Source organism: Weissella koreensis KACC 15510, assembly GCF_000219805.1.
In the GTDB taxonomy this organism is placed as follows: domain Bacteria; phylum Bacillota; class Bacilli; order Lactobacillales; family Lactobacillaceae; genus Weissella; species Weissella koreensis.
In genome coordinates, this window is record NC_015759.1 from 47122 (window position 1) to 61263 (window position 14142).

Sequence of the window (14142 nt, forward strand, 5' to 3'; positions counted from 1 at the left end):
ATAAATAATTAATTTTTAATGCTTAAAAACTGTTTATAATCAGATACCTTAGACGAAGGTCCGTTTTGTTGAATCATTTTATTGAGACTACTTCTCCATGTATTTTCACTAGACATTATGCTTGCTAAATCGTTGCATAGAGATCTAACATCATAGAAATTCAAGCTTTTATAATTTGATGATTTAACTTGGTCCATAGAAAGAATTATCATATTTTGTCGATACGCCTTTTTTAAGACATTATCAACTTTCATACCATCGTTAATATCCAAATAAATATCAGCTTTATTCATTTCTGCAGCTAATTTTTTAGGTGCTAACGATGGAATTAAATGTAGATTATTGTATTTATCACCCAAATGCTCTAGTTTAGTACTCATATTTGTATAAGCTGCAACGGTAATGTCAAGTTCATTAAATGTATTTAGAATATCTTCTAGTCCATAAAGTCGGTCACTATTTGTTAATATGAATGCCTTCTTTATGAAGGTGTTTTTCCTTGTAAATTCACCAATATCTGACAAATAATTTAAATTAACTTTTGTTGATACATATTGTGATTCAGCTTGTTTCAAATGGTCTTCATTATTAAATATAATTTGTTTTAACGCCTTCGGACTGTTTAACTCTGATTCCATATTTCCAGGTATTTTTTCTCCTAATGCTTCTTGCCAAAATAATGTTGTATTAGGTTTAACAGCAACTATTTTTGCAATAAATAGCGGATAATTTAACGAGTTAATAAAAATATCATCTGGATTAATTTCTGCTTTTTCTAAAAAGAAGATAAAGAACTCTGTTAGATTGTTAAATATAATTTTTCTTTCTTTAATAATTAGTTGTATTTTATGTGTAACTAAATTTTCGATGACAACAGCCTCGCCATCCTTATAGTATTCAGTCAAATAGGGTTTACCTTCTGAAAAAAAGCTAGTGGCATAATGCTTTCCTGAAATATTATAAAAATCTTTTTTAATTATTTTTTTAGGATCTCCATTTAAATACCAATCAACCGTATCAACTAATCGGTAACCTTTTTTACTATAATTAACGCTACCGACAACATGTCCCATATTCTCAATGTTGGCATTACTACCATTAACATGTCGTATATCATAAAATTCCGGAACCTCTACTTGATCAAAGAAAAGTCCTTCTCGTTTTTGATGATCTATTTCCATAAAAAACGAAAATGGACTTATAGCATTTTCTGGTAAGTCTCCAGCGTAATGTACAAATAAATTATTTCTAGATATACCTGCAGTCCTTAAAGAATTTAATAGTCGTTGTGTCTTTCCATCATAGTAATCAAAAATATTAATTTTCATCGCCAACCTCACGTTTTAATCCTAGTAATGCACCCCACTGCTCAGATACATTGTTTTTTAAATATTGTTTTGCCTTTTTGCGAGCAACACTTCTACCAGATATTTCCAGCTTATTACTATAGAAATCTAAAATGGCTTGCTCCAAATTAATATCTAATTCTTCAATTTCAGTCCTAGGATAGAGCACTCCATTTTGATCATTCATAATAAATTCTCGATTACCATAATCAACATCAACACCAATAATTGGCAAAGATTCTGAAATCGCTTCTAGCAGTGACAAACCAAATCCCTCCGATGTTGATGCTGAAATATATGCACCATATTGACCATAAATACCATTCATTTTTTTATGTCCTAACAAATGAACATAGTTATTAGCATCTAAATCATCAATGATATTCTGGATTAAGTTTCGTTCACCACCTTCTCCATAAATATCTAAACTTAAATCTGGTAATATTGATTTTGCTTTCACAACTGCTTTCACAATTACATCAATATGCTTTTCTCTAGCTAAACGACTTGCTGTGACCATTCGATACGGATCATATTTTCGATTATTTATAATATTGTCAACATACCCAACAGGAATAGTTACGACATTTGTTTTGTGTTTTAATTGGCCTCGTAAAACTTGGTTTTGCCTCTCCGTTGATACAATAATACTGTCAAAATATTCTGCATGATCGAAAACATATTGATAATTATTGTTCCATAGAATATGGTGGCTATCTGATAAAGGCTCATTATAATGTTCAGCATGTACTACTGACATTAATCGTGCTTTATTAGCTAGTTTAGGCAATAGGCCTTCAACAACATCTAATCCGCGATCAATTAAAATAACATCATCTGTTTTTAATTGAAGCTTATCGAAGAGCTCTTGGTAGAATTCATACTTTCCATAAAGAATTTTCCCATCAATAAATGTCATTGATATTTGGCCCTTTTCATAATATTGTTCAAATGCTTGCTTACCATCATTTTTGAAAAAAACTCTTCGAACTAAAACACCTTTTTGATATTCTTCAAAATTATTTAAAGAATCATCATAGTGATAGACTCGAATTAAAACGCTGTTCTCCACATAATCAATTCGATCAATCATGCCTGATTTCAATAACCAAATTTTATATTCTGTATTTTTATTTTTTAATTTAATTCGAATTGATTCATTATTTTTATGAATAATTTCATATTCATCAAGAATGGTGGTCAAAAAGTCTTCAACTCGGTATGTTGATTCATTATTTCTACGTTCACTTAAATAGTTGTAGATAGATAATATTTTATTTTTAGGAAATTCCATCAAATCTGTATATATAACAATATTTTTAGATATATAATTCAAATATATGTAATAGTCATCTGCCTTAAGTTCTTCTAAAAGTTCACGCCGATATTTTTGGGCATACTCTACGCCGCTTGATGCAAAACCAATTCCTTTATTCACACTAAAAATTCTCATTACTTATTCTCCAAACAATCATAAATAATTCTTTTTTATGATTATGTTTTTTCGTTAATTAATATATATTCATGGTTATAAATCTTATATTCCTAGAATTATTTTCTACGACACTTCTGTATTAAATACTCTTATTTGTATATAAATTAACGTTGTGTATTAGCTTTCTAACTCCATGTTAATCTTTTATTTAATACTAATTACCCGTACCATAAACACCTCCTCCATTTATTTAAAAAATTCAGATTAACTCTACACATTCACTTCCTTAACGTCTTTTAAATATTAACAAATAGTCAAATTCATAACGTAACTAATGTTACTTACTTCACAGCAAGATAAAAAATGTGGTAATTTAAAAACAAATAAAGCGCACAAAAAAATATTTTTGTGCGCTTTATTTGTTTTTAAATTATTGTAATTGTAATGTTTTAAAATAAAAAACTATGAATACAAACCTTATAATACCGCATTAATTATTCATCATTTCGGTTATAAATACAGTTAAAAAATCAGTATTATTTAGTTATTTTTATGTAAAAACCATCTATTAACTATTTAAAATACTGTTATATATTAATTTGAAGATACATCATCTAATTTTTTAATTATTAGCATAAATTAAAAAACATAAATATTTGTTCAAGTAATACGTTTTAAATATCTATATTTATAAAAATAAGCATATGTTTTTTATCATTAAAAAGCAATAAAATATATTATAATTAAGATCGCTGAAAATATTGAATACATTTATTTAAAATAATGTGAAATAAATAATTTGACAATTCACTTATAACTTATTATACTAAGTAAAATTTAATTAACTTATACCTTTAATCTAGTCCGAGAGGCTTGAAAGGAATCCATAAAAGCGACTTATCACTAGCCAATTTCATGAGGCCTTCTTTTCCTTGAGGATTAGAGGGCCTTTTTTAGGAGATGTTACGTATGCATAACACAAATATTGTTCTTGGAATCCATGATCGCCCAACTCCCTTGCGTTGGTTAGGCTTATCTTTTCAACATCTCTTTGCGATGTTTGGATCAACAGTCTTAGTCCCCATTTTAGTTGGTTTAAATCCTGGAATTGCATTATTCAGTTCCGGTGTTGGAACTTTAATGCATATTCTAGTAACTAAAGGTAAAATTCCCTCATATATGAGTTCGAGTTTTGCATTCATTACCCCTATGGTAGCTTTGATGCAATCTACAGGTTATCCCGCAGTTGCGCAAGGAACAATTGCCGTTGGTATTGTTTACTTAATCACTGCATTATTAGTTAGTCAAATTGGGACTAATTGGATTGATAAAGCCTTACCTCCAGTAGTTGTAGGCCCAATTATTATGGTTATTGGCTTATCCTTAGCCGGAACAGCCGGACAAAATGCGACCATGAATCACGGTCATTATGATCTTCGTTTCTTTATCATCGCTTTTGTCACCCTCTTTGTAACAATTGCATGTAATATGTTGCTGCGGGGCTTTGCAAGTCAAATTTCAATTTTAATTGGGGTTGTTACCGGTTATCTGCTATCGATTACCTTAGGTTTGGTTGATTTTTCTAGTATAATTCGAACCCCGTGGCTCCAAGCCCCCGCTTTTGAAATTCCATTTATTGCATATCAACCGCATATTTATTGGGATGCCATTTTAGGAATGGCTCCTATCGCTTTTGTAACCATGACTGAACATATGGGCCATATCGTCGTACTAAATGAATTAACGGGTGAACAATTTTTAAAAGATCCTGGTCTTCATCGTACTTTGGCCGGAGATGGGGTAGCCTCCATGGTTGCCGGATTAATTGGTGGCCCAGCGATTACTTCATATGGTGAAAACATCGGTGTAATGGCTTTAAATAAAATTTATAGTATCTACGTCGTAATTGGTGCTGCAATTTTGGCAATGCTGTTTGGCTTTGTTGGTAAGTTAAGTGCTGTGATTCAAAGTATTCCCTTACCAGTTATTGGTGGGATTAGTTTCTTATTGTTTGGAGTAATTGCTTCAAGTGGCTTACGCATCTTAATTGATAATCAAATTGATCTTAATCGAAATAGAAATTTAATGATTACGTCCTCAATTTTAGTTATTGGAATCGGGAATGCCTTCTTGCAAATTGGTGATTTTCAGTTTTCCGGAGTTGCGGTTGCTACAATCGTTGGAATTGGTTTAAATTTGGTACTGCCACAAAAAGCTGCAAGTGAACTTTAAATTAAAAAAATTTACCTAAATATATTAAGTTTGAAATAATTAAATATAAAATAAAACCAGTTAATAGGAAAAATATGCTGAATTACAACATATTGTCTATTAACTGGTTTTTACTTTTTCAGTAAATTAATCTTATACATTTTTGGATTAAATAATCTAAATTTACTTTATTTTAACCCGATTCAATAGCAATGAATTAAAGACAACCGAAATGGAACTAAAGGCCATAGCCAATCCAGCTAATTCAGGACTTAAGGTTAAACCATAAATACTAAACAAACCAGCAGCAATGGGAATTCCAATAATATTATAGATAAAAGCCCAAAATAAGTTAGCTTTAATCTTATGAAAAGTCTTTTTACTAATATCTATTGCCCGAGTTACATCCCTTAGATCATTTTTAACTAAGACAATATCTCCTGAATCAATTGCAATATCAGAACCAGATCCCATCGCAATTCCTAAATCAGCTGTTGTTAAAGCAGGTGCATCATTGATCCCATCACCAACAAAAGCCACAGTTCCATTTTGTTTCAATCGTTTAATTTGTTCCGCTTTCTCAGTCGGCAAAACATTTGCAATGACTTGCTCTATTCCCACAGATTTTCCTATAGAATCAGCTACACCCTGGTTGTCACCTGTTAACATAACAGGCTGAATACCTTGACTTTTTAACATTTCAATAGCATTTTGGGAAGTAGTTTTGGGGATATCTTGAATTGCTATTAATCCAATAACCATTTTATTTACTATCAAATAAACCACCGTTTTAGCAGCATCTTCTAGTTTCATGGCTTGTGTTTTTTGATTTTCAGTAATTTTGGTATCATCAGTTATAATTTTATAATTTCCCAATAAAACAAACTGACCTTGAACCTCTCCAATAGCACCTTTTCCTTCAAGTGCTTTGAAATTAGTTACATCTAGTGGTAACACATCTTCTTCTTGGCTAGCATCTAAAACAGCTTTAGCAAGCGGGTGTTCAGATAAATTTTCCAAGCTAGCAGCCAATCGTAAAATATTCTTTCGATCTGATCCGATTACATCTGTCACTAAAGGATGACCTTGAGTAATAGTTCCAGTTTTATCAAAGACAACCGTCTTAAGCTGTTCGGCGATTTCAAGAACGTCACCATTTTTAATTAAGATTCCCATTTTAGCACTTCGCCCCGTTCCAACCATTAATGCAGTTGGTGTAGCTAGGCCTAAAGCACAAGGACAGGCAATCACGATTACCGCAACGGCATAACTTAAAGCTTGACCTACTGGTAGTTGTAGAAAAATATACCAAATTAAAAAGGTGATAATAGCAATAATTAAAACAATAGGTACAAAAATATCAGATATTTTATCAGTTAATTTTTGTATTGGAGCACGACTAACTTGAGCCTTTTTAACCACATCAACTATTTGCTGAAGCATAGTTTCATTTTCAGTTTTTGTTACTTTAATGACTAAATTTCCATTAGTATTGATCGTAGCACCAATAACCTGGTCACTAATATTTTTTTCCACTGGTAAACTTTCTCCAGTAATAGCAGCTTCATCAACGCTTGAATGCCCATCAATAACGACTCCATCAATTGGAATCTTTTCACCAGGACGAATTAATACTTGATCATTTAGCTTAATTTCAGCTAAAGGTAACCGAACATATTGTTCATTACGCCAAACTTCTGCGTCATTGGCTTGAAGATTTAATAATTTTTCCGTTGCATTGGCAGCTTGATGTCGCATGCGTTCTTCAAAGACTTGTCCTAACAAAACAAAAGTTGTCACAACAGCTGCACTTTCAAAATAAACCGGCTGGTTAACGACCATCGCATAGATACTATAAAAATAAGCAGTTGCTGTCCCAACGGCAACTAAAGTGTCCATATTGGCATGATGCTTCTTAAATGATGCCCAAGCACTCTTCCAAAAAGGTTGCGCGGACAAAAACATAACAAGAGTAGTTAACAGAAAGGCCATCAAGGTATGACCAGGTAATACCCAACCAAGAGGCATTAAGATCATTTCTATTAATAACGGTATAGTCAAAACCAAAGAGATGATAAACCGTTTAGTGATACTTAGACGCATGATAAAACCTTTCTATTAATTACTTAACAATTAATTTTCCATGAAACATATTCATACCGCAAGCCCATGCATATTCACCGGCTTGATCCGTATTAACAGTGACTGAAGTGGTTTCATCTTGTGGTAAAGCCTGATTAATACCAAAATCAGGGAAAACGACATGATCCAAACAACTTGATCCATCAATTTTTGTAAAACGTAGCTCAGTCGGCATACCTTTCTTAACGATCACTTGTTCGGGTGAATAACCACCATCAACTTTAATATTAACAATTTGCTTTTCTTGTTCCATCGTAGCCTCCTCTGTTTCGACTTGATGTTTACCAAAGAACCACCAAGTAATTAATGCAATTAAAACAATACCAATGCTTAAAATAATCATTTGGGTCATAAAACGCTCCTTTTATCTAATTTTAGAAATTAATTATGTTCGCATTGTTGCGGTAAACAATGGCACTCCACTTCCTCAGGAGCATCTGGTAACCGTTTCATTAAAACATTCATCATATTTTTAATATCATTTTGACTTAATGGTACAGTTTCGACTAATTTGGTAATAGCAGCTCCTTTATGATGATCACAAAATTGGTCAAACATATCTTGAGTATATTGGTCCGTAATTTCATGCTCAGTAACTGTGGGTGTATAGATTAATTGCTTCCCATTACGAATAGTATTTAAAATATTTTTTTTAACAAGACGCCCTAATAATGTCTTAATGGTTGATTCCGACCAAGTTTGAGATTGCTGTAATATATCAATTAATTCTCGACTACGAATTTCACCTTGCGCCCAGATTACATGCATAACAGATAATTCAGCAGATGACATAGGTATAGTTGCTTGCTCCATATAAAACCTCCTTTTCGTTTTGGGTTTACATTTGTAAACAAAGTATAAATCAATCGTTTACAAATGTCAATTATCATGTTGATTTCATCTCTATACCTAGTTTTTTAATCTTTGTTAAATAAAAAACCAACCAATGATTTAGTTGGTTTTTTATTTAATTAACTTTTTTTAAAATACGAATTCTTATTAAGAAGTGACATATCTTTGACCATTATTAATATTTTATATTATGATGCAGTTTTTTTAAAGATCCATTACTACCATGAATCTTTTAAATTATATTTTGTCTTCAGCACTTAATAAAAAACGCATTTAATATTATTAAACTTAATATGATTTGTTATAAACATTTAATAATGTTTTAATTTGTTTGAAAGCGTATTCTTAAAAATATGAATTTTTTTATTATATTACTTTACTGGAGGTTTACAATGGATATAAATAGTATTGAATATTTATTGAATTTCCTTAAACATAAAGGGGTTCCAATAATTACAAAAAAACGTCATACATATTTGACTTATCACGGATTTGAAGAAAACATCACCTATATTTTAAAGAAGGGAGTCATTAAAAATTCAATCATTTTACAAGACGGTCGAGAATTTAACATTTCATACATGACAAAGCCCAATGTGGTAAACCTATTACGGGATGATGAAATATCCAAAGATAATGATCAACCATTCAACATCCGAATTGAATCTGATGTTGCAGAGTTTTATAAGATGGATCGCATAGATTTTTGGAATATGGTTAATAATGATGAAAAATTAAGAACTTATGTCAGTGAATATTATAAGAATAAGCTTTCTCAAAATATTACTCATCTCCAAATGATTGCTATGAATGGAAAATCAGGAGCAGTATGCGCTTTCATATATGAATTAACCAATCTTTTTGGAAAACATTTATCCGATCAAAAAGATGTTTATATTGACTTTATAGTAACCAACGAGGATATTGCAAGTTTTTGTGGCATAAATTCACAATCCTCTGTTAACCGTATTTTAACGACATTAAGGCAACAAAAAATTATCGATATCAAAAATCATCATATTATCATTAAAGATATGGAACATTTGTTAGATATTGTGGCAATGTAATTTTAATAGGTTCGTTTGAATCCACTCTGTTAATTACACTTCTTTTTTTGATGAAAAAATCTTTAATATTAGATTCAAAATTATAACTATATTTTTATAATACCATACTACTTTTGTTTTTGACTATTATATTTTTTGCTTAAAATCAACATTTTAATTTTTTAGCTTAACTATATTAACTTAAATATAACCTATTCATCACTTTTTAATGATTTATTAAAGCTATTCTGGCTTATAAAACATACTTAAAATGAAAATTATTTTTGTTAAACTAACTACTGAATTTATTATAAAAAATTAAAAACCTCACAATTTAGCTTTAAGCCAATTAATGAGGTTTAAATAAACATTATCTGCTTATAGATAGTGTTTTTTATTTTAAAAAAATCTAATCTACTAACAAGTTTTTAAATGCTTCAGCATATATCTCCATAGCTATCCGCATATCTCTTACGGGCCAATTTTCATTGGCTTGGTGCATAAAGTCAGGCGTTGTTGTTAGCATTGCACCAAATGCGACACTATTCTTCATGGTACGTGCAAATGTAGCACCACCTGATATACCAGGCTCTGCCATTTGTTCACCTGTAACTTTAATATATGATTGCATCAAAGTTTTCACAAGTGTTCCATCTTTTGGTACATATAGTGGTTCTAGATAATCAAAATTTTCATATTTGAAATTAAATGGAGCTACTTTTTCTTCAATTAATTTAATCAAAGCATCATGTTCTGTTTGGACCGGAATTCGCATATCAATTTGCATTCTGGATTCTTTAGCATTAATTTGCAAACTAGATATATTGAAAGTTAATTGACCAGAGACCTCATCTTTAATAACTCCTAATAAATTAGCACCAGTTGCATCTTCACCAAAATTTTTAATAAACTCCAAGGCAGCGACGCCAGGAAAGACATCGGCTAGAGCAATTCCTAAACGTAAGAGCGCATTTTCCCCCTCAGGTGCATTCATGGCGTGGACTGAGTTGCCTTGAATAATGAGTCCAGCATCTGTCTTCTGATAATTGAAGCCATGTTTTTCTAAGGCTGTTTCCACTTCAGACTGCCTAGCACCATTGTAAGTCGCTAATCCTGGTACAGCATTAAAAGCATTAACTAGATTAAGCTCTAATTCCGTTGAGCCAGGTCCAACCAAATATGATTGTTGAAGTCCCTTTTCGGCATACACAAGTGGAAATTCAGCATCGGGTGCAATTCCCATATCAATTCCAGCTTCTTTTTCATTATATTTAGCCATCCCCCGCCAAAGGATTTCCTCATCCGTTCCGAAAATGAAGCGTACTTTTTTATTAAAGGTCATTCCTTGATCTAGCAAGGCTTTAATGGTAAAGAGTGTCGCAATGGTTGGCCCTTTATCATCTTGGGTTCCACGTCCATAGAGCGAACCATCTTTTTGAGTTAGTTCAAAAGGATTCGTCTTCCAAGCTGCTTTATCTCCAGCTGGGACAACGTCAACATGACAAATTAGGCCAAAAATTTCGTCCCCTTCTCCAATTTCTGCATAACCATAATAACCTTCGGGATCAACATAAGTTTGATATCCTAATTCATCCGCAATTTTTAACACTTCATCTAAAGCTAAACGAATACCAATTCCAAAAGGTGCATTAGGGGCTGCTTCAGTATTATATGAAGGTTGAGAAATCATTCGTCCTAGAGCTTTAATCGCATTATTTTGAATTTCATCTGTAATATAATTTGTCATGAATTTTTCTCCTTAAAATAAGGTGCAGATTACCAAGAAGGCAATCGTAACAACTAGTAGGATTCCCATTAGCTTAGCAGTAAACTTTAGCCAAGTAGTAATATTAACATGTGCAATTGCCAAGGCCCCCATCACAATTCCAGACGTTGGCGTGATAATATTTACCCATCCAACAGCGGCTTGATATGCTGTGATAATTAGGTCAGGTGTAACACCTGAAAACTTCCCTAGTGGTCCCATAATTCCCATCGTAGCAGCTGCTAAACCAGATGTTGATGGAATTAAGAATGACATCGGAATATAGAAAATAAAGGTTAAGACGATGAAAATTCCACCAGGAAGATGTTGAAGTCCTTGTTCACCAGCATGTAAGACAGTAGCTGTTATATTTCCATCATTCATCACAACTTGAATTCCACGAGCCACGGCAATCACGATTGCAACGCTTAGAAATTCATTCATTCCATTTAAGAATGAATCGATAAAATCACTTTCCTTCATCTTGAAAACAAACATTACCACTACAGACATGAAGAGGAATAACATTGTCATTTCACTAAAGTACCAAGTTCCAAATGGAGCCATATCATGTCCTAAGAAATTTCCAAGGAATGGAATTCCTGTTAACCATTTGGTTGCAGAGTCAAAGAAAGTCCATTTTTCATTAATACTATTCCATGGTACCAAACCGATTACCATAACTAAAAAGGTTAGACCAAAAAGCCACAAAACTGCTTTTTGACGTTTAGTCATTTCATTATCAGTATCATTAGTTGAAATTGAAAACTCATTAAGATCCGATTCACGTTGATTAAATACTAATGATTTAGTTGGATCTTGTTTCACCTTATTAGCATAACGCATAATATAAATAATACTAATGGCAGTTGTAATCACTAATAAAATTAAACGTGGAAATAAGCCATCCCCAGGAGAAATATTTAAACTTTGTGAAGCGACTCCTGTTGCAAATGGGTTAACCGTTGAAGCCAGCACCCCTACCTGCGAACCAATTAAGGCAATCGCAATTGCAACTAATGAATCAAATCCCACGCTGATCATCACTGCAATTAAAATAGGATAAAATGCAATGGTCTCTTCACCCATTCCATAAGTTGATCCACCTATTGCAAATAATATCATTAAAATAGGAATCAAAATTTTTTCTTTTCCAGCATATTTTGATAACATTGTCGAAATTCCATCATCTAAGGCTTTGGTTTTATTAACGACTCCCAAAAATCCACCGATAACCAGAATAAATAATGATATGGCGACAGTACCGTCACCATCCTCAGTTCCTACCATCCCTTTAATCGGAGCCATGAAAACATCCCAGATTCCCTGCGGATTAGCTGCGCGACTATGATAAGTTCCCGCAATAATTTCGCCTGCTTTATTTGTTGCATATTGTCCAGCTGGAATAATCCAGGTTAAAACAGCTACGGCAATAATCAAAAAGAACAAAATTGTAAATGACGACGGCATCTGAAATTTTTTCTTTTTTTCTTTCATAATATCATCTCCTTTGATTAGTTAAGCATTTAACTTAACTACATAATATCTCATTTGTAAGCGGTTTTAAAGTTATAAATCATAAGTTTTTAACCTAAATTAAAGCTTGCTATAGATATGCAAACATTTATGCATATATAGATGCATATTATCATTATTTTTTATAAATGATCCCTAAGTTATTATCTATAACTACATAAAAGATAAATTCGAAACATTCATTTTTTTATTTAGGTGGTTATAAATTAAAAGGGATAATCGTTATTACTAACGATTATCCCTTTCTATTTATATTATGATATCCGTTTAATTATTAGGCCACTGTTTTTTTAGACTAGGAATTGAAATACTAAATAAAATCAAAGTTAAAATAAACAGACCGAATAATACCCAAACTCCTGTACGACTACCAAGCATTGCTCCATGCTGAAGATCTTGTTGTTGACCTGAAGCAAATAGACGAGCTGCTAATGCTGTAGCAGCGGCCCCAGTAAATTGTTGCAAGGTATTAAGAACACTATTACCATCCGCTGATAAATTTTGATCTAATTGACTCAAGGTTGCTGTCATCAAATTATTAACCGCTAATCCAGAACCGAACTGAGTCATAATGTGGAATCCCAATAAGAACCAAATAATTTCATATTTGAAAGTTAATGCCATCCCAATCATTGCTAGGGTTGAAATTATTAACCCAATTGAAATCGGCTTAACTGGTCCAATTTGATCTAAAATACGACCAGAGATTGGTCCTAAGACAGCTCCAATTAAGGCACCCGGGAACATAAATAATCCAGCAACAGTTGAAGACTGGTGTAACCCAATTTGAATGAAACTTGGCAAAATGAATGAAAGAGCCAAGAACATAGCTTGGTAAACTAAAACACCAACTAATAATCGATTAAAGACATGATGTTTAAATACTCGTAAATTAAGTAATGTCGTCTTACTATTAAAGTAATAAAAGATTCCTAATGCAATTAAGCTTAACAAGAACCATTTAACTGATAATTGCTCAATAGCTAATAGAAGACTAGCTAATCCAATCGATAACATAATAAAAGCCATAAAATTGAACTTTTCATTACGCATTACCTTTTCAGTTGGAATTGATCGTAGGCCTAAAATAAACGAGATAATAATTAATGGTAACAAAAACCAAAAAATAGCTCGCCAACCCAAAGCAGCCATCACTACTCCACCATAAGTAGGCCCAATAGCAGGTGCTAAAGCGGTTGTCATCGTTCCAATCCCCATCATAGAACCACGCTTTTCTAAAGGCGATTTAGTCAAAATGATATGAAACATCAACGGTAAAGCAATTCCAGTTCCAATTCCTTGAAAAACACGTCCTAATAATAATATAGGCAAGGTTGGTGCAAATCCATCCGTTAAAACCCCTACTAAAAACATTAAATTAGAAATGATAAATAAGCGATAAGCTGAATAATTGCGAATAAAGTATGCTGATAGTGGAACTACCACCGCAATGGCTAATAGATATCCCGTAGTTACCCATTGGACTCCATTTGCATTCACATTAAATTCTTGCATTAAAGTTGGAAAGGTTACGTTCATTGAAGTCTCAATTAAAACCCCACTAAAACACATAATTCCGGCGGCGACAATTGCGGCAAAAACGTGCCATTCTTTTGTTTTCATATGTTTCTCCTCTTCATTTTATAATTTCTAAGACATAAAAAAGACGGCATAATCAATTGAGATTACGCTCGCCTCTATTATCGGTATATTTGAAGTTAAATATACTATCTGTACGAAATAATAATATAATTTTAGCATATCTAATCGGGCTTGCCTAGCTATGACTAGAATTTTTCACAAAATATA

Annotated in this window: 10 protein-coding genes; 2 read left to right on the forward strand and 8 right to left on the reverse strand. The window is 32.3% G+C overall.

Annotated features, from left to right (window positions below; all coding sequences use genetic code 11):
- Positions 1-8: 8 nt before the first annotated feature.
- Together WKK_RS00215 and WKK_RS00220 are read right to left on the reverse strand one after the other, a co-directional pair.
- Positions 9-1328, reverse strand: a complete 1320-nt coding sequence (locus WKK_RS00215; RefSeq protein WP_013989080.1) for a glycosyltransferase family protein — start codon at positions 1326-1328, stop codon at positions 9-11.
- On the reverse strand, positions 1318-2799 hold the full coding sequence (locus WKK_RS00220; RefSeq protein WP_013989081.1) for a glycosyltransferase: 1482 nt from the start codon (positions 2797-2799) through the stop codon (positions 1318-1320). The genes WKK_RS00215 and WKK_RS00220 overlap by 11 nt, the downstream gene beginning before the upstream one ends.
- Before the next feature lie 951 nt (positions 2800-3750).
- On the opposite strand from WKK_RS00220, the gene WKK_RS00225 reads away from it, so the two are divergent.
- Complete coding sequence (locus WKK_RS00225; RefSeq protein ID WP_006845431.1) at positions 3751-5013, forward strand: solute carrier family 23 protein; 1263 nt, start codon at positions 3751-3753, stop codon at positions 5011-5013.
- Positions 5014-5175: 162 nt separating this feature from the next.
- On the opposite strand, the gene WKK_RS00230 is transcribed toward WKK_RS00225, so the two are convergent.
- The 3 genes from WKK_RS00230 to WKK_RS00240 are packed head-to-tail and all read right to left on the reverse strand — an operon-like array spanning position 5176 to position 7947.
- Positions 5176-7095: a copper-translocating P-type ATPase gene (locus WKK_RS00230; protein ID WP_013989082.1), complete on the reverse strand. Its 1920-nt coding sequence runs from the start codon at positions 7093-7095 to the stop codon at positions 5176-5178.
- Between the two features lie 19 nt (positions 7096-7114).
- Positions 7115-7486, reverse strand: a complete 372-nt coding sequence (locus tag WKK_RS00235; RefSeq protein WP_006845433.1) for a cupredoxin domain-containing protein — start codon at positions 7484-7486, stop codon at positions 7115-7117.
- A 29-nt stretch (positions 7487-7515) separates the two neighbouring features.
- Entirely contained in the window at positions 7516-7947 is a 432-nt protein-coding gene (locus WKK_RS00240; protein WP_013989083.1) for a CopY/TcrY family copper transport repressor, read from the reverse strand.
- A 431-nt stretch (positions 7948-8378) separates the two neighbouring features.
- Here WKK_RS00240 and WKK_RS00245 point away from each other — a divergent pair, with 431 nt between their 5' ends.
- Positions 8379-9053 (forward strand): Crp/Fnr family transcriptional regulator, encoded by a 675-nt coding sequence (locus tag WKK_RS00245; protein WP_013989084.1) that lies wholly within the window; start codon positions 8379-8381, stop codon positions 9051-9053.
- A 388-nt stretch (positions 9054-9441) separates the two neighbouring features.
- On the opposite strand, the gene WKK_RS00250 is transcribed toward WKK_RS00245, so the two are convergent.
- The 3 genes from WKK_RS00250 to WKK_RS00260 all read right to left on the reverse strand — a co-directional run bounded on the left by WKK_RS00250 (position 9442) and on the right by WKK_RS00260 (position 13956).
- On the reverse strand, positions 9442-10779 hold the full coding sequence (locus WKK_RS00250; protein WP_013989085.1) for a M20 family metallopeptidase: 1338 nt from the start codon (positions 10777-10779) through the stop codon (positions 9442-9444).
- A gap of 12 nt (positions 10780-10791) precedes the next feature.
- Positions 10792-12294 (reverse strand): YfcC family protein, encoded by a 1503-nt coding sequence (locus tag WKK_RS00255; protein WP_013989086.1) that lies wholly within the window; start codon positions 12292-12294, stop codon positions 10792-10794.
- A gap of 306 nt (positions 12295-12600) precedes the next feature.
- Entirely contained in the window at positions 12601-13956 is a 1356-nt protein-coding gene (locus WKK_RS00260; protein WP_013989087.1) for an MFS transporter, read from the reverse strand.
- Positions 13957-14142: the final 186 nt, after the last annotated feature.